Below are 18,386 nucleotides of genomic sequence, written 5' to 3' on the forward strand. Positions count from 1 at the left end.
TACGGGCTGGGGTATCGCTTCTGACCTGCGGAATCCGCGTGTTGCGTCAGCTGTCGCAGACCGTGCCGTCCTTGTCGCCGTCGCGGTACCACTCGTACTCGGCGTCGCGGCCCTTCCGATACGGCCCGTAGCCCTTCGCGGTCGCCTTGGCGCAGGTGTCGAAGCGGGGGTCGTCACCCGAGCCGCCCTCGGGAGCGTCGCTCTGGTCCGGGGCGCCTGGGGCCTGACCGGCCTGGGCCAGCCGCACGGTGATCTCGGGGTTGTCGCATCCGGCGGCGATGTCCTCGAGCGCGGCCTTCTCCGCACGGTCGGCGAAGAGGCTCCAGCGGATCTTCACGGCGACCCAGTCGGCGACGTACGTGCAGTGGTAGCTCGTGGCGTCGGGCATCCAGTCGGCCGGGTCCTGGTCTCCCTTGCTGCGGTTGGTCGCGGCGGTGACGGCGATGAGTGCGCGCGGGTCGCCGAGGTCGTTGGCGTACGCCTCCCGCTGCTCCTCCGTCCACGCGTCGGCGCCGGACTCCCAGCCCTCCTTGAGCGGGACCATGTGGTCGATGTCGAGGCCGCCGGGGCGCTTGAGGGTGTGGCCGTCGTACGTGGAGAGCCATACGCCCCTGGTGACGTCGCACCTGCCGCGCGCCTTCTTCTTCGACTCCTCGAGGAGCACCTCGGTGCGGGCGTCCTGGCAGTCGCCGTCGGCGTCGACCCAGTGGTTGAACTTCTCCCGCTCGTAGCCGGAGGTGACCTCCTTGGCGACCGGGAGCTTCGCGATGGCCTCGGTCAGCGGAAGGCTGACCTCCTCGCCGCTGTCGGCGCCGTATCCGGCTTGGACGGCGGTGTCGGGCTGGGAGACCTCGGCGCAACCGGAGCAGAGGAGTACGACGGCGAGCAGGGTCGCCAGCGGGCGCAGCATGGGGTGACTCCGAAGAGTTGGGGGAAGAGCTCTGGGGAGCATCGGGGGCGGCCCAACTTTGTCGGATCCCAGGGCAGGCGGCACGCAGGCGCGCCGCCCAGAAACTGCCCTCTTCCGATAGAACGAGCGCATCCCGGGCCGAGGCTGGAGCCTTGGCCCGGGATGCGGGTGTTGCAGGTTCTACAACGGTCCTACAAGAGATTCCTGATCAGCGGATCAGGCGTGCGCGCGGCGCAGCAGGAACCACCGGGTGGCGGCAGCAGCGGCGACGAGCAGTACGAGCGCGCCGGCGGCGAACCCGCCCTTGGCGGCCGGGGAGGAGAGCAGGTTGAGCTCGGCGTTGGCCGGGGCGTTGTCCGGCTTGGCCTGAACGCTGGTGTCCGGGTCGGACTTGTCGCCGGAGACGACGACGTCGACGTTCTTCTTGTCGCCGCTGGCCGCAGCCTTCTCCTCGGAGGCGGTGAGGCCGTTGGTGCCGCAGGTGCTGGTGCCGATGGCGACCTTGGCGGCGGTCGGGGTGCCGACCTTCTTGACGGCGTCGAGGACGTTGATGTCCAGGGCGGACACCTCGAGCGACTTCGCGGTCTTGTCCTGCTTGTTCAGGGTGAGCTTGACCAGGTCGGTCTCGAGGCCCTTGAGCAGCACGGCGAGCTGCTCCTTGATGTGCTCGATCAGGTCGACGCGGATCGAGACGTCCAGGACGCCCGGCGCGATCTTGCTCTTCAGACCCGACTGGAGCAGCGTGTCGACGCGGCCGAGGACGGCGTCGGTCACCGGGGACAGGTCGGGGACGACCGTCGTGTTCTTCTTGGGGTTCGTCGGAAGGTCGGCGACCTTGATGTCGCCCTTGCCCGGGACGTTGACGGTGACGGCGGCGTTCTTGAGCTGCGTCTTGCCCTTGAAGTCGGAGCCCTGCGCCATGCAGGTGCTCTCCGCGGCGTCGAGGTCGACGCCGACCGAGAGACCGCCGACCTTGGTGAGCACGCCGGAGACGACGGTCTGGACCAGGTCGTTGACCGGGCCGAGCTTCACGTGGACCGACTTGCTCTGGTCGTTGAGCACGTAGTCGGTGGTGGCGCCCAGCTTCTCGAGGTTGAGCTCGGCGAGGTTCACGGTGACGGCCTCGCCCGGCTTCACGCAGCTGGAGCCGTCGCCGATGGCGACCAGGGTCGCGCCCTTGCCGGCCAGGGCCGAGCAGGCGCCGGAGTAGGCGGTGCCGTTCTGGAGGGCGGCGGCCGCGTCCTGGGCGAAGACGCCGACCGAGAGTAGCTGCTGGTCGCCCTTGAGGATCGGGAGGGCCGGCTTGTTGGTGCCGGAGTTGACGGTCTTCTTGCCGTTGTAGGTGGCGGTGTAGCGACCGGTGTCGACCTTGACCTTGTCAGACACGTTGACGGTCAGAGCGACCGACGAGGCCTTGGCCTGGGGCTTCTCCGCCGCAGTCGCCGGGGCCGCGGTCACGGAAAGACCGATCATCGCGGTCGCCGCAGCAAGGGCGGCTCCGCGGACCGAGAGTGGGGAGCGCAAGTGACTTCTCCAATGGTGTTGATAACTGTCGATGACAGGGCACGACGAGTAGAAGTCAGCCTCTGCAGCCCCCCGGTTGCTGTGACTCGCCGTGACGAAGCGGGGAGTCTAGCCACGTCGGATCGCGGGTGCATAGGCGTACGACGGGCCCGGATGACCCGCGAAATCGGCCGTAACTTTCGCGGCAACACCTCGTCCTCGAGCACCTGATCGGACCCCTTGTGGATCTTCGTCGTGATCGAAACTCGGACGTCTGAGATGCCTGGGCAAGTTGTGGTCAACACGTTGCGCTCCCGGATTCGTGAACAATGTTATGTAGGCATCTCCACAACCGGTCCGTTGCGCGATTGCTCACCGCCATCGGGTGGTTTTGTTAGGGTGGCCTAACTAAAGCCTTGCCGACTTTCTGACAGTGTGTCAGTATCTTTGCCGGACAGCCGATCGCTGCCGCCCGACCCTGATTGGAGCACACATGTCCGCCCTCCTCGCCGACGAGATGCACGACGCTCCACTCTCCGCGCTGATGCGCGAGGGGTCCCGGATCCAGCACACCGCAGCCGAGAGCTCCTCCTTCATGGAGGAGCTGCTGGCCGGCCGGGTCAACGAGCAGGGGTACGCCGACTATCTGCTGCGCCTGCGCAAGGTCTACGTCGCGCTCGAGTCGGTCGGCCGCGACCTGGCCGCCACGGATACCGTCGCCGAAGCCGTCCATGACGTCGCCCTGGAGCGCCTGGCCGCGATCGATGCCGACCTGGCTGTGTGGGCGCCAGGTGTCGATGGTGACGCCGTGGAGTCGGGTGCCGCCGATGCGTACGTCGCTCGGATCGAGGCCACCCGCGCCTGGGGTGGTCTCTACGCCGCCCACCACTACACCCGCTATCTGGGTGATCTCTCCGGAGGTCAGGCGATCGGCCGGCTGCTCGACCGGTTCTTCGAGCTCGACGGCGAGGGGGTGGCGTTCTACGAGTTCGCCGAGATCCCCAAGCCGAAGCCCTACAAGGACGGCTACCGCGCCCGCCTCGACGAGCTGCCACTCGACCCCGCGGAGAAGATCCGCATCGTCGAGGAGGTCCAGGTCGCCTTCGGCCTCAACCAGGGCCTCTTCGAGGAGCTCAGCGCCCGCCTCGACACCTATCGCAGGTAGGGTTTCGTCCTCGTGCCCCGTATCGCCGCCGAGAACGTTCCCGAGCACCGCAGACTGGTGCGCGAACGGATCTTCGCGGCGTTCGCGGAGCTGATGGCCGAGGGCAGCTACGACGCGGTCAGCATGTCGAAGCTGGCCCAGCGCGCCGAGATCGGGCGCACCGCGATCTACCACCACTTCAAGGACCGCGACGCGGTGATGGTCGCGTTCGCGACCCACGAGACCTCGGAGTACGTCACCTCCCTCCAGGCCCAGCTCGCCGCGAGCGAGCAGCCGGCCGAACGGCTGCGGATCTACGTACGCAACCACCTCACCCTCGGCGAGAAGTTCCACATGGGCTTCGGCCCCCAGGTCTACGGCGGGCTCCCCGAGGAGGCCCGCCAGGAGATCCGCGAGCACGTCGTCGCCGTCGAGCAGGTCCTCGCTGAGATCCTCGAGCAGGGTGCCGAACAAGGCATCTTCGCCGTCACCGACGTCGACGCCACCCTCGCCCTCGTTCACGCCGTCCTCGGCACCCGCAACCTCCCCGCCGACCGGATCGAGGAGTTCGTCCTCCGCGCGGTCGGCGTCCTGTGAACGGGTCGTCCTCTGCGCCCGGCCGCGCAGCTCATCGGTCACGGTGACCGGCCGCCGCCGTCGGCGGCTTCTCCCGCCGTGGCCCGTGCCCGCGGTCGGGCCCGGCGCTGGGCGAACGAACGTTCGTTCGCCCCCGAGGGACCCTGGCCCAGCGCTTCCTCCAGCCTGTCAGTCGAGCGAGGTCGCGCCGGCGTCGTCGAGGGCCCGGCTCCAGCTCCGCATGACGATGAGCGTCTTGGTGCCCGAGAGCTTTCCGGTCCGCCGCAGCGAGTTGACGACCCGTTGTAGGTGGTCGACGTCCTGGACGCGGATGCGCAACAGGGCGTCGGGGTCCCCGGAGATGGTGAAGAACTCCTGGACCTCGGGGATCGCACGGGCAAGGTCTTCGATGTCGCCGGTCTCTGTCGGGCCGGTCAGGCGGACCTCGGTGAAGGCTTCCAGAGACCCGGCGTGGGCCTCATCGAGGATCGTCGTGTAACCGAGGATCACGCCGGACGACTCCATGCGCTCGATGCGCCTGGAGACCGGCGCTGCCGAGAGGCCGACCGCTCGGGCGATATCCACCACCGGCGCGCGGCCGTTGCGGCGGAGGACGCCGAGGATACGGCGGTCGATGTCATCGAGATCCATGCTTGATTCTTGCACTGGACCAGAGATACATGCGCAGACGTCCCAGGCCGCGCGCACATCGCATGCGTTTCTTGCGCAGTTGATGTTGATACCTGTGCGTTAGACGACAAATCTGCTTTCGTACCGACAGGGCGATCCCCTCCCTTCCGTTGCGTCGGTCAGCCACCAGCCCGGTCGATGCATCGGGAGCTCAGCACCCGTCACGACCCGAGGAGATGCCCCCATGCCCGAATCCGACGCCCAGCCAGCCGTCGACGTCCCGACCCTCCGCGAGATCGCCCAGCACGTGCTGTGGCTGAGTGCGTCGATCGTGGACGCAGCCAATGCCGGCCGGCCGAACGACTCCGGGATCAAGACCGGCGGCCACCAGGCCTCGAGTGCCTCGATGGTCGACATCATGGTCGCCCTGTGGTTCGCCGAGCTGCGCGATCGCGACCGGGTGTCGGTGAAGCCGCACGCCTCACCCGCGCTCCATGCGATCAACTACCTGCTCGGCGACCTCGACGAGTCGTACCTCCCGACGCTACGGGCCAAGGGCGGGCTCCAGTCCTACCCCTCGCGGTCGAAGGATCCGGACACCGTCGACTTCTCCACGGGGTCGGTCGGAATCGGGGCGACCGCCGCGCTCTGGGCGGCGATGGCGCATCGGTACGTCGCCTCGCACTTCCCGAGCGCGCCGGAGGCCGGGCGGTTCATCAGCCTCATGGGTGATGCCGAGCTGGACGAGGGTGCCATCTGGGAGGCGGTGATGGATCCTGCCGTCGCGCAGCTCGGGGAGCTCTTGTGGGTCGTCGACCTCAACCGGCAGTCGCTGGACCGCGTCGTACCCGACATCCAGATCGCCAAGCTCGAGGGCATGTTCGCCGCGGCAGGGTGGCAGGTCGTCGTCCTGAAATGGGGACGACTCATCTCGCGCCTGTTCCAGCGACCGGGGGGACAGGCGCTGCGGGCACGGTTGGAGGCGATGCCCAACGAGGAGTACCAGCGGATGCTGCGGGCCGACTCCTCCCAGATCGTCGAGCGGATCCTCGCCGGCACCGACGGCGGCGACGAGACCGAGGCGTTGAGATCTCTCTTGGCCGAGACGCCGCCGGCCGAGCTCGCAGCCGCGATCCGTGACCTCGGCGGTCACGACCTCGGGCTGCTCGTCGACACCTTCCGGGATGTCGACGACCACCGGCCGACCGTGGTGTTCGCCTACACCATCAAGGGCCGCGGTCTGCCGACCGAGGGACACCCGAACAACCACTCCGCCCTGCTGACCCCCTCGCAGATGGACGCGCTCGCCGCGGCGTCGGGAGCGGATCGCCAGGCACCGTGGGCACGGCCCGCGCCCGACACCGCTGCGGGTCGGCTGTGCCTGGACCGGGGCCGCACCCTGCATCGCGCGCCCCTCACGCCCACCCCGCCGATCCCCGTCCCCGCCTCGCTGGGGCACCCCTATCGCAAGCCCGTCTCGACCCAGGCGGCCCTCGGCCGGCTGCTCGCCGACCTGCCCCGCGACGCTCCCCAGGCCGCCGCACGGGTGATCACCTGCAGCCCGGACGTCGCCTCGTCGACGAACCTCGGCGGCTGGATCAACAAGACCGGTGTCTGGTCGGTGACCGACCGGCGCGACTGGTTCGCCGACGACAGCGAGCGCGTCCTGCGCTGGCGCGAGGTGAGCAACGGCCAGCACATCGAGCTCGGTATCGCCGAGGTCAACCTCGTCTCGCTGCTCGGCGAGCTCGGCGCGACGTGGTCCCGCTGGGGCGAGCGGCTGATCCCGATCGCGACGATCTACGACCCGTTCGTGTCCCGGGCGCTGGAGCCGTGGTCCTACGGGATGTACGCCGGTGGACAGTCGATCCTCGTGGGCACCCCGTCGGGGGTCACTCTCGCCCCCGAGGGCGGGGCGCACCAGTCGATCACGACACCCTCCATCGGGCTCGAGCAGCCCGGCTGCGTCGCCTGGGAACCGGCATTCGCCCAAGACCTCGAGTGGTGCTTCCTCCACGCGATGTCCCAGGTCGGCGTCGAAGGTGGCACCTCCGCGTACTTCCGGCTCTCCACCCGGCCCATCGACCCCGCCCTCGCACGTCTCACCGACGACCCCGACGGCCGCGAGCGGCGTCGCCGACAGGCGATCGCCGGCGGCTACCGCCTCCCGGCGGATCACCACCCCGAGGACGAGGACGTCACCCTCGTCGGCGTCGGCGCACTCATGCCCGAAGTCCTCGCAGCAGCCGAATCCCTGGCCGCACAGGGCATCTCCGCGGGCGTGGTCTGCCTGACCAGCCCCGATCTCGTGTTCCGGTCCTTCCAGCAGCGAGGCCGCCGCGAGCCCGGCGTCGGCGGCGGAATCCTCGACGAGCTCCTACCTCCGGCGCACCCCACCCCCCTCGTCACCGTCCTCGACGGCCACCCCCACACCCTCGCCTTCCTCGGCGCGGCTCGCGGGGACCGCTCCCGCTGTCTGGGTGTCACCGAGTTCGGCCAGTCCTCCAGCCTCGCCGATGCCTACGGCATCCACGGACTCGACGCCGGCTCCATCGTCGACGCGGCCCTCACCCTGATCGGCAGATGAGCGACGAGGACGCCCGTCGGGACCAGGGGTCGCGCTCCCGGCGGCTCGGTGCGCGATCAACAGACCGAAAGGGCCCCGGAACGGGCCGCCATGTCGGCAACCTTCCGGTAACTTCTTGACCGCATGTGCGTCCCCCGCCTGTTCCGTTGTGCAGCGCAAATGGCCTCTGACCTGGTTGACTAGGTCAGAGGCCGTTTCCGACCCCTCGCCCCCAGTCCTCGAGATCACCAAGGACTTTGCCACGAGCCCGCCGCCACGAAACTCACTCGGGCTGCGTATCAGCAATCACGCCCGTCGCTCCCTACACATCGGCCGGAACTCAGCCGCCGATCTCTGGTTCCGATTCCGCGGTAGAGGGGTGAGGGACCCTCAGCCCGGCGCCGCTGACCCCTGGTTCCGATTCCGCAGCGACGAGATGCGAGACTCCGAGTCCTGGGACCTCGAGTCGTGAGAACTTCTCTACTGGCTCAAGGCGCGCTCCGCGTGCGAGCTAGCTGTTCTGCCCACGGACGGGCTGAGGATCAGGTGACAGATTGGGTCATGCAGCCTGAGTGGCTGGAGCGGCGCCCGGTCCTCGTCGGTCGTCCATGAAGATCCGTGGGATCGCATTCGCCAACGCCATCGGGGAGCGCAGCACCTCCACGAACCCGTCGGACACGTCACCGTCCCGGTCCGGCCCGATGAGCAGGTAGTGCCCGGGCCGGCTGCCGTACGGCGCCCCGACGTGGCCGAACTGGTCGGTGCGCGCGTCGTAGAAGGCGTAGACGAAGAATCGGTCGCCGAAGTCGGGGACCTGAACCACCACCGGCTGCGTGTCGAGGTCGAAGTAGCCCAATCCGTACACCACGTCCTGGTTGGGGCAGGCGATGAAGGTCTGGCCCGGATCGATGTAGTAGTTGAGCATCGCGATCTGGCCCGTCGGCGACGCGGGTAGCACGCCGCCCAGCCGACCAGGCTCGGGTGCGGCGCTGAGCCGGTCGCTGCGGTTCAGCATGTTCACCATCGCGTAACCCCAGACGTACGCCAGCTGCGACAACGACGCCACGTAATCGGCATGCAGCCTCGACTCACCGCTGGCCTGTGCCAACTTCGAATGCTCCACCACGTCCACCCCTCACGGCTGCTCCTGACGGCCATGCGATCCTCACGGGCCGCAACCACCACGCGCGGCTCACCCGTTGCGGGTGGCTTTCGTGCGTCGAGCGGGGCACGTCGACGGCTCTTCGGGCCCGACACCGGTTCGGCCTTGTGCGCCCCATCATGTGCCCGGGGCAGACAGCAAAGAACCGGCCCTCACCTGAAAGTCCAGGTGAGGGCCGGTTCCGATGTACGCCATGTAGGACTTGAACCTACAACCCGCTGATTAAGAGTCAGCTGCTCTACCAATTGAGCTAATGGCGCATGTCAGCCGGCCCGTCAGGCGCGCTCGGCGACGAGAAGAACAGTAGCAGCGGGCTCGGATCGGCCCCAAATCGAGGGCGTGGTCAGCGGAGCTCCAGGACGGCTTGGGCGGCGTTGTGGCCGCCGAGGCCGGAGACGGCGCCGCCGCGGCGTGCGCCGGAGCCGCAGAGCAGGATGGTGCCGACGTCTGTGGCGACGCCCCAGCGGGCGGCGGGAGTGGAGAGGTCAGCGGAGTCGGGGGCCCAGGGCCAGGCGAGGTCGCCGTGGAAGATGTGGCCGCCGGGCATGGCCAGGTCTGCCTCGATCTCCTGGGGGATCTTGGCCTCGATGCACGGCTCGCCATCCACGGTCCGGGCGACGACGGAGGAGATCGGGTCGAGCAGGTGGCGGTCGAGGGAGGCGATGGCTCGCTCGACCGCCTGGGCCTTGCGCTCCTCACGCGTGGCTTGGTCCTCGAAGAGGGTCGCGGGAGCGTGCAGGCCGAAGTAGGTGAGGGTCTGGGTGCCGGGCGGTACGTCGCCGAGGATGGAGGGGTCGGTCAGCGAGTGACAGTAGACCTCGCCGGGCATCTCGGTCGGCACCGAGCCGGCGGCGGCCTCGGCGTACGCCTTCTCGAGATCGGAGTAGGACTCGCCGAGGTGGAGGGTGCCGGCGAAGGCGACCTTCGGGTCCTCGCCGGAGCGCAGCCGGGGGAGGCGCTCGAGGAGCATGTTGATCTTGAGCTGGGCACCCACCGGCTTGGTCGCAGCGGGCGGGGTGCGGCCGAGGAGGCCGTCGAGGACGTACGGAGCCAGGCCGGAGAGCACGTGGTCGGCCGCCACCGTGTGGGATCCGGAGGCGTCGGTCCAGGTGACCTCGGCACCCTCGCCGACGGCACCGCCGCGGATCGAGGTGACGGTCGCGCCGGTGAGGACCTGCGCGCCACCTGCGTACGCCGCCTTGGCGATCGCCCCGGTGACCGCGCCCATGCCGCCGATCGGGACCCGCCACTCGCCGGTCCCATTGCCGATCAGGTGGTAGAGGAAGCAGCGGTTCTGGATCAGGCTCGCCTCGCCGAGGCCGGCGAAGGTGCCGATCAGGGCGTCGGTGGCGACCACGCCGCGGACCAGGTCGTTGGCGAAGCGGCGCTCGATCGCCTCCCCGAGCGGCCGCTCGACGATGTCGCGCCAGATCGGCGCCCCCACCTCCGAGCGGATCGCGGCACCGGCCGGAAGCGGGGAGGTGAGGGTGGGCGCGACGGCCCGGGCGAGGTCGGAGACCTCCTCGTAGAACGACTGCCACGCGGCGTACTCCTCGTCCGACCCCGTCACCGCGCGGAAGCTGGCCGCGGTGGCCTCGCCCTCGGGCGTCTCCACGAGAAGGCCGGTTGCCCGCGAGCCGTCGAGGTAGGGGGAGTACGACGCGGTCTGCCGTGACGCGAGCTCGATGTCGAGCCCGAGGTCGGTGCGGATCTGCTCGGGAAGCAGCGAGACCAGGTAGGAGTAGCGCGAGAGCCGGGTCGGGAAGCCGTCGAACGCCTGCGCCGAGATCGCTGCACCTCCGACGTGGTCGAGCCGCTCGAGCACGAGGACCGAGAGGCCCTCCCGGCTGAGATAGGCCGCGGCGGTGAGGCCGTTGTGTCCGCCGCCGGCTACCACTACGTCGTACTTCTCCTGTGCCATGACCCTGATCCTAGGAGGTGGCCAGAGCGGCGTTGGCCCGTTCGGTGAGGGTGGCCAGGACCCGCGCGGTCACGGCCAGGTCCTCGGCAGGGATGTCGGCGAAGAACGCCCTGGTCAGCGGCTGGGTGCGCTCGGTGATCTGCTGCTGGAGACGGTCACCCTCCTCGGTCAGGGTGAGGCCGTCGGCGATCAGGCCGCGGGCGATCGCGGCGTCGAGATGCGACTCGACCTCGGCCGCGGAGACCTTGATGTTGTCGGCCGTCGACGTGACCAGATCGGCACGCGCGGCATCGCCCTGGCGCAGATAGTTGAGCAGGAGCGACTGCTCGAAGGTCAGGTCGTAGTCGTCGAGCACGTTGAGAAGGTTCTTGCGCACGGCGAAGTAGGCGACGCCCAGGTTGGCGCCGGTGAGCGGGGGCGTGGCAACGGTCATGATCAGTCTCCAGGTGCGGGGTCGGTGTCGATGGGGGCGGCGAGCATCGCCTCGAGCGCTGCTTGCGCCTCGGCGGCACGGCGGCTGTTGCGGCCGCCGAGCGGTGCGGTGAGCTGGTCGAGCAGTCGACCTGTCACCGCGATCGCCTCGCGGGTCACCTCGGTGCCCTCGGGCGTGATGACGAGGCGTACGGCTCGGGTGTCCCTGGTGTCGCGGACGCGCTCGATCCAGCCCCTGGTCTCGAGCTGGCGGGCGAGCTTGGAGACGTACATCGGCTCGAGGCCGGTGAGGTCGGCCAGCTGCTTCTGGGTCGGGGCCTCCGAGGCGTGGAGGCCGTGGAGGGAGGCGATGAGCGAGTACTGCGCATGGGTGAGGCCCAGCGGCGCGAGCGCTCTGTCCATCGACACCCGCAGACGCATGGCGAGGCGCCACACGACGTATCCGATCGTCTGCTTCTTCATGGCAGAAACGGTACATGTTGATCATAAACATGTATAGCAATTAACGGTGTCGGTGGTGCCTGGCAGGATCGGATGCATGGCTGAGCGTCCTGTGGTCCCCGAGGCGATGGTGGTGCGGCTGAGGGGGGTCCTCGGCGCGTTCCCGAAATGCCTGGAGGACGACGCCTGGGTGGGGGTGCGCTGGCGGGTCGGCCAGGCGACGATCGCGCACGTCTTCGGCGGCGAGGACCAGCTCTTCCGGATCGTGTTCCGGGGTGAGCCCGACGAGGTGGCGGCCTTCGAGCACCTCGGCCACCCGTATTTCAAGGCCGGCTGGGGCGGCAACGTGGTCGGGATGATCCTCGACGACGACACCGACTGGGACGAGGTCGCCGAGCTCCTGACCGACTCCTACTGCATCCAGGCTCCGGTCAAGCTGGCCGCCCTCGTCGAGCGTCCGGCCATGACGACCGAGTAGGGTCCGCTCGTGCATGTCGAGCGTGATGTTGCACTCACTGGCGAGGCCGCTTTCGGCGCGACCGGCGCCGACGAAGGTGGCGTGCGTTCGGGTCTTTTCGTGATCCAGGTGCCGCTGCGAGCGGGGGCAGTGGTCGACGTACGCCTGATCAACAAGCTTCCGCTGGTCACGCCCTGGTTTCTCGTGGCGCCCGTGATTCCGGTGCTCGTCCACTACCTCGTGCTGTGGAGATGACTGCGAAGAGTTGCAGCCAGGATTGGGACCTTAGGCCCTAGGCCGAATGCTTGGACTCCGGCATGTTGCCATGGTAAATCAGAGGGAACAATTTCCTTTCCAGTGCAACAAATTTCATAAGGAGTGCGTGTGCGTCGTGTGGCCATGCTGATCCTCGGGGGAGCCGTCGCGGCGGCCGGGGTTGGCTGCGGTTCGGACAGTTCCATCGACTACGGGTTCTACAGCAACAACCATGGCGAGAACCCCGCGATGGAGAAGAAGGTGATCACCGTCGACAGCACCGAGAGGATCGAGCAGAACCAGCAGCTCGGGTTGACGACTGAGGGAACCATCAAGGGCGAAGCACCCGGAATCCTGTTGAGGGTGATCGTGCAGGACGTCTTCGAGACGTCCTTCACGGACGGCACGGAGACCCCGCCGGGGTCGCGGGTGATGGCCGTCGAGATCCAGGTCGTCAACGCCGGGTCGAGGGTCTTCAACGACACCCCGGCCATCGGCACGACGGTCATCGATGCCTCGGGCAAGAAGTACAAGAGCCTGTCCAGCACGGTGAGGGTCGACGGCGGCGAGGTGTTCCCGAATCCGTTCGGGCTGCAGCCGCGGGATCAGCGGACGGCCCTGGTGCCGTTCGTCGTCCCGGTCGGGGCGAACATCAAGCAGGTCGGATTCCAGATCGACAAGGGCGGCGAGAGCGGCCTGTGGCGGGTTCCGTGAGCCAGAACCCCTAAATCTGGATTCAGCACCAACCTCTAAGCAACCTTCTGGCGGCATTACGCGTCACCATCTCTGTGGTGATGAGACGATGTGTCTTCTCGGACGTAATGCTGCGTGGTCAACAGGAGGTGTGGTGCGGGTCCGGGTCCTAGGTGCCGTCGAGTTGGTGTGTGACGACGGCACGGTGCAGAAGCTGTCGCGTACGCGGCGGACTCTGCTCGCCCTGCTGGCGGCCGCGCGCGGAGCGCCGGTCTCCTCGGACCTCCTGGTCGACGAGCTGTGGAGAGGTTCACCCCCGGCAACGGGGGTGAACCTGCTTCACCAGCGCGTCCGTGACCTGCGCCGGGCGCTCGGCGAGGATCGCCGCCACCTGCAGAGCCGGGCGAACGGCTACGCGCTGGTCGGTGCGGACATCGACCAGGCCCGCTTCGAGGACCTGGTCGAGCAGGGCCGTGCCTCGGCCGAGACCGGAGACCACGAGCGGGCCAGCATGCTCTTCGACGCTGCCCTGGGGCTGTGGGCCGGGGGTGCGTACGGCGCGGTCGGTGAGTCGCCGATGATCGCGACCGAGGCGGCTCGGCTCGAGGAGCTGCGGCTCGTCGCCGTCGAGTCCCGGGCCGCCGCTGACCTGGCGCTCGGCCGGCAGGCCGCGGTCGTGGCAGACCTGGGACCGGTCGTCCGGGCCAACCCCCTCCGGGAGGGCCTGTGGCTGCTGCTGATGACGGCGCTGTGGCATTCCGGCCGTACGGCCGAGGCTCTGGACGCCTATCAGCGTCTCTTCCGCGTCCTCCGCGAGGAGCTCGGGGTCGAGCCGTCCAAGGACGTACGCGACCTGCAGCTGAGGATCCTCGAGGGAGACGACCCTGAGCCCGCGCCGGCACGGACGTACGAGGAGATCGTGCCGCGCCAGCTGCCGCCGGTCGTCTCTGCCTTCGCCGGCCGCGAGGACCATCTGACGATGCTGGACGAGCTGGTGACGAAGGTTGATGGCGGGGCCGTCGTGATCTCGGCGATCGCGGGCACGGCGGGGATCGGCAAGACGACGCTGGCGCTCTACTGGGCGCACCGGACCGCTCCCCGCTTCCCGGACGGACAGGTGTTCGTGAACCTGCGGGGCTTCGACCCGTGCGACGCCCTCGACCCGTTGGATGCGCTCGGGGTGGTGCTCGAGGCGTTCGGGGTGGAGCGTTCCCGTCAGCCCCAGGACATCGACGGCCGGGCCGGGCTGCTGCGCAGCAAGCTCGCCGGCAAGCGGGTGCTGCTCGTGCTCGACAACGCCCGCGACAGCGAGCAGGTACGCAGCCTGATCCCCGGCAGCCCGGGGTGCGTGACCCTGGTGACCAGCCGAAACAGGCTCTCTGGCCTGGTCGCGGAGGCCGGTGCGAGTCCGATGGAGCTGGGCCTGCTCAACGACTCCGAGGCCTATGAGCTGCTGGCCGGGCGGCTGGGTGAGGACCGACTCCTGGCCGAGCCCGAGGCTGTGGAGCGGATCGTCGAGCTGTGCGCCTCGTTGCCGCTGACGCTCTCGGTCGTGGCCGCCCGGGCGGCGGTCCGGCCGGCCTACTCCCTCTCCGACCTGGCCGAGGAGCTCGGCGAGTCCCGCCTGGACGGGTTCGGCGGCGGGCGGGGTGATCTTCGGGCGACCTTCTCGTGGTCGGTCCAGCACCTGTCCGACGCCGCGGCCCGGCTGTTCCGGCTGATCGGCCTGCATCCCGGGCCGACGCTGACCGTCCTGGCTGCGGCCAGCCTGGCCGGGCTCTCCCGCGTGCGGGCCCGCCGCCTGCTCGACGAGCTCACCGAAGCCAACCTGCTGACCGAGGTCGCGCCCGGACGGTTCGTGCTGCACGACCTGCTCCGGGAGTACGCCGCCGATCTCGCCACCGGCGAGCCCGCTGAGGTCCGCGAGGCGGCCGAGCTGCGGATGATCGACCACTACGTCTTCAGCGCTCGGGCGGTGCACAGCGCCTACGACCCGCACCAGCGCCACCTCGATGCGCTGGTGCCGATGCGCGACGGGGTCAGCCCCGATGTCGTCGGCGACAGCGTCGAGGCGCTGGCCTGGATCGGCACCCAGCTGCCGGTGATCTCCCGGGTGATCGACGTTGCCGTCGCCCGGGGAATCGCACCCGACCGGATCGTGCTGCTCGTCGGTGCCCTCGAGCGTCTGCTCGACCTCCAGGGACGCTGGATCGAGCTGGCCGCGCTGGCCGAGGCCGCGCTCCCGGGTGTGCGCCGCAGCGTCTCGCAGGGCGGTGACCCCGCCGGTCTCGGCGTCATGCACCGCGCTGCCGGGGCGGCCTGCGGGCGGCTGGGGCGCGTCGAGGACGCCCTCGACCACCTCGGCCGGGCCCTCGATCTGGCGATGGAGTCCGCCGATCTGGTGGGCGAGGGAAAGACCCTGCACCGGCTGGCCACCGTGGCCACCGCCTCCGGCGATCATGCCGGGGCTGCTGCGTACGCGGCTCGGGCGGCAGAGGTCTTCGCTCGCGCGGGCGACCCGATCCGGGCGGCCTGGACGACCGGGCGGCTGGGTCTCTACGAGGCCCTCGACGGTGCGTACGAGGCCGGGCTCCGGCACTGCGAGGCTGCGCTCGCGGACCTGCGCCGGGTGGCGCCCGGCTACCGCAGCGAGGGCAACGTCATCGCCACCATCGGCTGGATCCACCAGCAGCTCGGCTCCGTCGACGAGGCGGCCGGTCACTTCGAGGAGGCCGTGACCAAGCTCCGTGCCGCCGGTGACCTGCCCGGTCTGGCCGACGCGCTCGGCCACCTGGCCGACGCCCGCGCCGCCCTCGGCAAGGACGAGGACGCCCGCTGCGCAAGGGTCGAGTCCGCCTCGATCCTCGCGCAGCTGGGCTGACCGCTCCGCCTAGGCGGTTGGCAGCTTGTAGTCGGCGTACTCCTCGCGCAGGGTCTTCTTGGAGAACTTCCCGACCGAGGTCTTGGGCACCTCGTCGATGAAGACCACGTCATCGGGCACCTGCCACTTGCCCAGGTTGTCGGCGAGGTAGCCGAGCAGCTCCTCCTTGGTCACCGACTCGCCGTCCTTGACCACCGCGAACGCCAGTGGCCGCTCGCCCCACTTCGGGTGCGCCACCGCCACGACGGCCGCCTCGGCGATGCTCGGGTGGCCCATGATGAGGTTCTCGATCGCGACGGTCGAGATCCACTCGCCACCCGACTTCACCAGGTCCTTGGTGCGGTCGACGATGCGTACGTAGCCCAGCGGGTCGATCGCGGCGATGTCACCGGTGCGCAGCCAGCCGTCGGGCGAGAACGACGTCGGTGCGTCGACCTTGTAGTAGCCCGACGCGATCCACGGGCCGCGGCACTCGAGCTCGCCGGTCGTCTCGCCGTCCCAGGGAAGCTCGTCGGTGGTCCCGGGCTCCACGATGCGGAGCTCGACGCCGACGGCGGGGATGCCAGGGGACGTACGGTAGTCGGCCTTCTCCTCCTCGGAGAGGTCCGTGATCTCGGCGCGCTCGTTGTACACGCTGCCGAGCGGCGACATCTCGGTCATGCCCCACGCCTGGGTGATCGGCAGGCCGATCGCCTCGCGCCAGGCCTCCGAGAGCGACTTCGGCACCGCGGAGCCGCCGCAGACGACCACCCGCAGCGAGGAGAGATCGGCGTCCTTGAGCAGCGGGACCATGCCCATCCAGATCGTCGGTACGCCGGCCGCGATCGTCACCTTCTCGGCCTCGAGGAGCTTGACGATGCCGGCGGGCGAGAGGTCGGGACCGGGCAGGATCAGGTTGGCACCGGCCAGCAGGGAGGAGTGGGCGAAGCCCCAGCCGTTGGCGTGGAAGAAGGGCACCACCGGAAGCACGCGGTCGCAGTCGTTGGTGCCGAAGAGGGTGCCGGCCAGGGAGGCCAGCGCGTGCAGGTACTGCGAGCGATGGGTGTAGACGACGCCCTTCGGGTTGCCGGTGGTGCCGGAGGTGTAGCAGATCCCGGCAGCGGTGCGCTCGTCGGTGACCCGGCCCTCGATCACCGCCTCGTCGGCGTCGGCCATCAGCTCCTCGTAGGAGACGACCCGCGGGTCGTCGGGAAGCGGGGTCGGCACCCCGTCATCCATCACGACCACGTGCTTGAGCGTGGTCAGCTGGGGAAGAAGCGGAGCCAGCAGACCGAGCAGCGACCTGTCCACGAAGACGGCCTCGTCCTCGGCGTGGTTGAACGTGTAGACGAGCTGCTCGGGGAAGTAGCGGATGTTGCCGGTGTGCAGCACCCGGCCGGTGCAGGGGACGGAGTAGTAGAGCGCGAGGTGGCGCAGGGTGTTCCACGCGAAGCTCGCCACCCGGCCGTCCTCGGAGATGCCGAGCCGGTCGAGGACGGTGGCCTGCTTGCGTACCTCCGCGGCCAGGTCCTTGAACGTGTTGCGCTCCAGACCTGTGGCGGTCTTGGTGACGATCTCCCGCGTCGGGAAGACGCGCTCGGCGCGCCGGATGATCGTGTCGATGGTCAGCGGTGCGTCCTGGATCAGTCCTTGCATGCTGCACATCGTGACCCAACGTGGCGCGCGTCACAACGAGTTCCCGCGAACTTCTTGCCAGGCGATGCGGCCGACCTGTGGCGCCTCGGGTGGCCAGCGGTCAGAATCGACTGCGTGAGCACTCTCTTCGTCGCGGCCGGTGGTGGGGGTGATGCGCTCGGCGTGCTCCTGGCGCGCCGGGTCCTCGAGCCCGAGATGGACGACGGTGACGTGGTCGTGTCGACCTGCGCCTGGGAACGGCTCCGCATCGACCCGGTGCCTGGCCCACGCTCGCGTGGCGACTTCATCGGGCTCCGCCTGGTCGATGGTGTGCGGGCGGAGATATCGACCACGACGGACACTCTTCCTCCAGGCCGGTCCGTGCTGCCGCGGCTTGCCGGCGACGTCGACGCGCGCCTCTTCCTGCACGACCTCGCCGGCGGTGCGGTCGGACTCGCCGAGCAGCTCCAGCATCTCGCTCGGGCACTCGGCGCCGACTCGCTCACGGTCGTCGACGTCGGTGGCGACGTGGTCGGGCGGGGGGACGAGCCCGGCCTGCTGAGCCCGCTGGCCGACTCGCTCACGCTTGCTGCGGCATTGCGCAGCGGGCTGCCGGTGCGGCTCGCCGTCGTCGGCCCGGGTGTGGACGGGGAGCTCCCCGCCGAGCAGGTGATCGCCATCCTCGGCGGGCTCGGCGGGGCCCAGGTGGGAACGCTGGGGACCGTGGATGTGGACCGGGTCGGCGACTCGCTCGGCTGGCATCCCACCGAGGCGACGACGCTGGCCGCAGCAGCCGCGCGCGGTCTTCGAGGCGCCGTGGAGATGAGGCGAGGGCAGACCCCTGTGCCGGTGAGCGAGGCGAGTGCGACCGTGTGGCGTCTCGATGCCGTCGTGACGTACGACTTCCCGCTCGCCGAGGCGCTGATCAACACCCGATCTCTGGGGAGCGCCGAGACGATCATCCGCGGCATCACCGTCGACGAGCTCGACTACGAGCGGCGACGGGCTCGGGAGCGTCGCGAGATCCCGTCGCGAACCGTGACCGCTGCCGACATCGCGAACGCGAGCCTCGCCCGGGGGGCTTCGCACATCACCACCCGCAGGCTCCTGGAGGCGACGAGCGGGGACGTACCGAGCTACGAGTCGGCGCGCTTCGACGGGCTCGGGCTGTGGGCTCTGGATGCCCTCGCGCGGGGTTGAT

16 protein-coding genes and 1 tRNA gene are annotated in these 18,386 nt (G+C 69.4%); 8 read left to right on the plus strand and 9 right to left on the minus strand.

The window, feature by feature from the left end:
- Positions 1 to 46: 46 nt before the first annotated feature.
- Both ACFWQC_RS21995 and ACFWQC_RS22000 read right to left on the minus strand, forming a co-directional pair.
- Positions 47 to 910, minus strand: coding sequence for a DUF1524 domain-containing protein (locus ACFWQC_RS21995; protein ID WP_378682865.1), 864 nt, complete (start codon positions 908 to 910; stop codon positions 47 to 49).
- A gap of 216 nt (positions 911 to 1,126) precedes the next feature.
- Positions 1,127 to 2,434 (minus strand): hypothetical protein, encoded by a 1,308-nt coding sequence (locus ACFWQC_RS22000; protein WP_378682868.1) that lies wholly within the window; start codon positions 2,432 to 2,434, stop codon positions 1,127 to 1,129.
- 472 nt (positions 2,435 to 2,906) lie between these two features.
- Here ACFWQC_RS22000 and ACFWQC_RS22005 point away from each other — a divergent pair, with 472 nt between their 5' ends.
- The gene (locus ACFWQC_RS22005; RefSeq protein WP_378682871.1) at positions 2,907 to 3,578 is read left to right on the plus strand and encodes a heme oxygenase (biliverdin-producing); all 672 of its coding nucleotides are present in this window, start codon (positions 2,907 to 2,909) and stop codon (positions 3,576 to 3,578) included.
- Between the two features lie 12 nt (positions 3,579 to 3,590).
- Positions 3,591 to 4,154, plus strand: coding sequence for a TetR/AcrR family transcriptional regulator (locus ACFWQC_RS22010; RefSeq protein ID WP_378682874.1), 564 nt, complete (start codon positions 3,591 to 3,593; stop codon positions 4,152 to 4,154).
- Positions 4,155 to 4,322: 168 nt separating this feature from the next.
- Here ACFWQC_RS22010 and ACFWQC_RS22015 read toward each other — a convergent pair whose 3' ends face one another.
- Positions 4,323 to 4,784 carry an Lrp/AsnC family transcriptional regulator gene (locus ACFWQC_RS22015; protein WP_378682877.1) on the minus strand — a complete coding sequence of 154 codons (462 nt, stop codon included), beginning with the start codon at positions 4,782 to 4,784 and terminating at the stop codon, positions 4,323 to 4,325.
- A gap of 223 nt (positions 4,785 to 5,007) precedes the next feature.
- Here ACFWQC_RS22015 and ACFWQC_RS22020 point away from each other — a divergent pair, with 223 nt between their 5' ends.
- The gene (locus ACFWQC_RS22020; protein ID WP_378682880.1) at positions 5,008 to 7,350 is read left to right on the plus strand and encodes a transketolase C-terminal domain-containing protein; all 2,343 of its coding nucleotides are present in this window, start codon (positions 5,008 to 5,010) and stop codon (positions 7,348 to 7,350) included.
- A 538-nt stretch (positions 7,351 to 7,888) separates the two neighbouring features.
- On the opposite strand, the gene ACFWQC_RS22025 is transcribed toward ACFWQC_RS22020, so the two are convergent.
- From ACFWQC_RS22025 to ACFWQC_RS22045, 5 genes are all read right to left on the minus strand, one after another.
- Positions 7,889 to 8,452, minus strand: a complete 564-nt coding sequence (locus ACFWQC_RS22025) for a DUF1254 domain-containing protein (RefSeq protein ID WP_378682883.1) — start codon at positions 8,450 to 8,452, stop codon at positions 7,889 to 7,891.
- 226 nt (positions 8,453 to 8,678) lie between these two features.
- Positions 8,679 to 8,751: transfer RNA gene (locus tag ACFWQC_RS22030), tRNA-Lys, on the minus strand.
- An 83-nt stretch (positions 8,752 to 8,834) separates the two neighbouring features.
- The gene (locus ACFWQC_RS22035) at positions 8,835 to 10,412 is read right to left on the minus strand and encodes a phytoene desaturase family protein (protein WP_378682886.1); all 1,578 of its coding nucleotides are present in this window, start codon (positions 10,410 to 10,412) and stop codon (positions 8,835 to 8,837) included.
- A gap of 10 nt (positions 10,413 to 10,422) precedes the next feature.
- Positions 10,423 to 10,845 carry a hypothetical protein gene (locus ACFWQC_RS22040; RefSeq protein WP_378682889.1) on the minus strand — a complete coding sequence of 141 codons (423 nt, stop codon included), beginning with the start codon at positions 10,843 to 10,845 and terminating at the stop codon, positions 10,423 to 10,425.
- 2 nt (positions 10,846 to 10,847) lie between these two features.
- Positions 10,848 to 11,306, minus strand: a complete 459-nt coding sequence (locus ACFWQC_RS22045) for a MarR family winged helix-turn-helix transcriptional regulator (protein WP_378682892.1) — start codon at positions 11,304 to 11,306, stop codon at positions 10,848 to 10,850.
- Between the two features lie 76 nt (positions 11,307 to 11,382).
- Here ACFWQC_RS22045 and ACFWQC_RS22050 point away from each other — a divergent pair, with 76 nt between their 5' ends.
- The 4 genes from ACFWQC_RS22050 (at position 11,383) to ACFWQC_RS22065 (ending at position 15,571) form a co-directional block, all read left to right on the plus strand.
- On the plus strand, positions 11,383 to 11,763 hold the full coding sequence (locus ACFWQC_RS22050) for an MmcQ/YjbR family DNA-binding protein (RefSeq protein WP_378682895.1): 381 nt from the start codon (positions 11,383 to 11,385) through the stop codon (positions 11,761 to 11,763).
- Positions 11,764 to 11,772: 9 nt separating this feature from the next.
- A complete protein-coding gene (locus ACFWQC_RS22055; protein WP_378682898.1) occupies positions 11,773 to 11,997 on the plus strand; it encodes a transcriptional regulator in 225 nt (74 codons plus the stop codon).
- A 129-nt stretch (positions 11,998 to 12,126) separates the two neighbouring features.
- A complete protein-coding gene (locus tag ACFWQC_RS22060) occupies positions 12,127 to 12,711 on the plus strand; it encodes a hypothetical protein (RefSeq protein WP_378682901.1) in 585 nt (194 codons plus the stop codon).
- A 133-nt stretch (positions 12,712 to 12,844) separates the two neighbouring features.
- Entirely contained in the window at positions 12,845 to 15,571 is a 2,727-nt protein-coding gene (locus tag ACFWQC_RS22065) for a BTAD domain-containing putative transcriptional regulator (RefSeq protein WP_378682904.1), read from the plus strand.
- A 9-nt stretch (positions 15,572 to 15,580) separates the two neighbouring features.
- Here ACFWQC_RS22065 and ACFWQC_RS22070 read toward each other — a convergent pair whose 3' ends face one another.
- Positions 15,581 to 17,206, minus strand: coding sequence for a long-chain fatty acid--CoA ligase (locus ACFWQC_RS22070; protein WP_378682907.1), 1,626 nt, complete (start codon positions 17,204 to 17,206; stop codon positions 15,581 to 15,583).
- A gap of 114 nt (positions 17,207 to 17,320) precedes the next feature.
- Here ACFWQC_RS22070 and ACFWQC_RS22075 point away from each other — a divergent pair, with 114 nt between their 5' ends.
- Complete coding sequence (locus ACFWQC_RS22075; RefSeq protein ID WP_378682910.1) at positions 17,321 to 18,385, plus strand: DUF1152 domain-containing protein; 1,065 nt, start codon at positions 17,321 to 17,323, stop codon at positions 18,383 to 18,385.
- Position 18,386: the final 1 nt, after the last annotated feature.

Source organism: Nocardioides sp. NPDC058538 (assembly GCF_042719275.1).
Lineage (GTDB): Bacteria > Actinomycetota > Actinomycetes > Propionibacteriales > Nocardioidaceae > Nocardioides.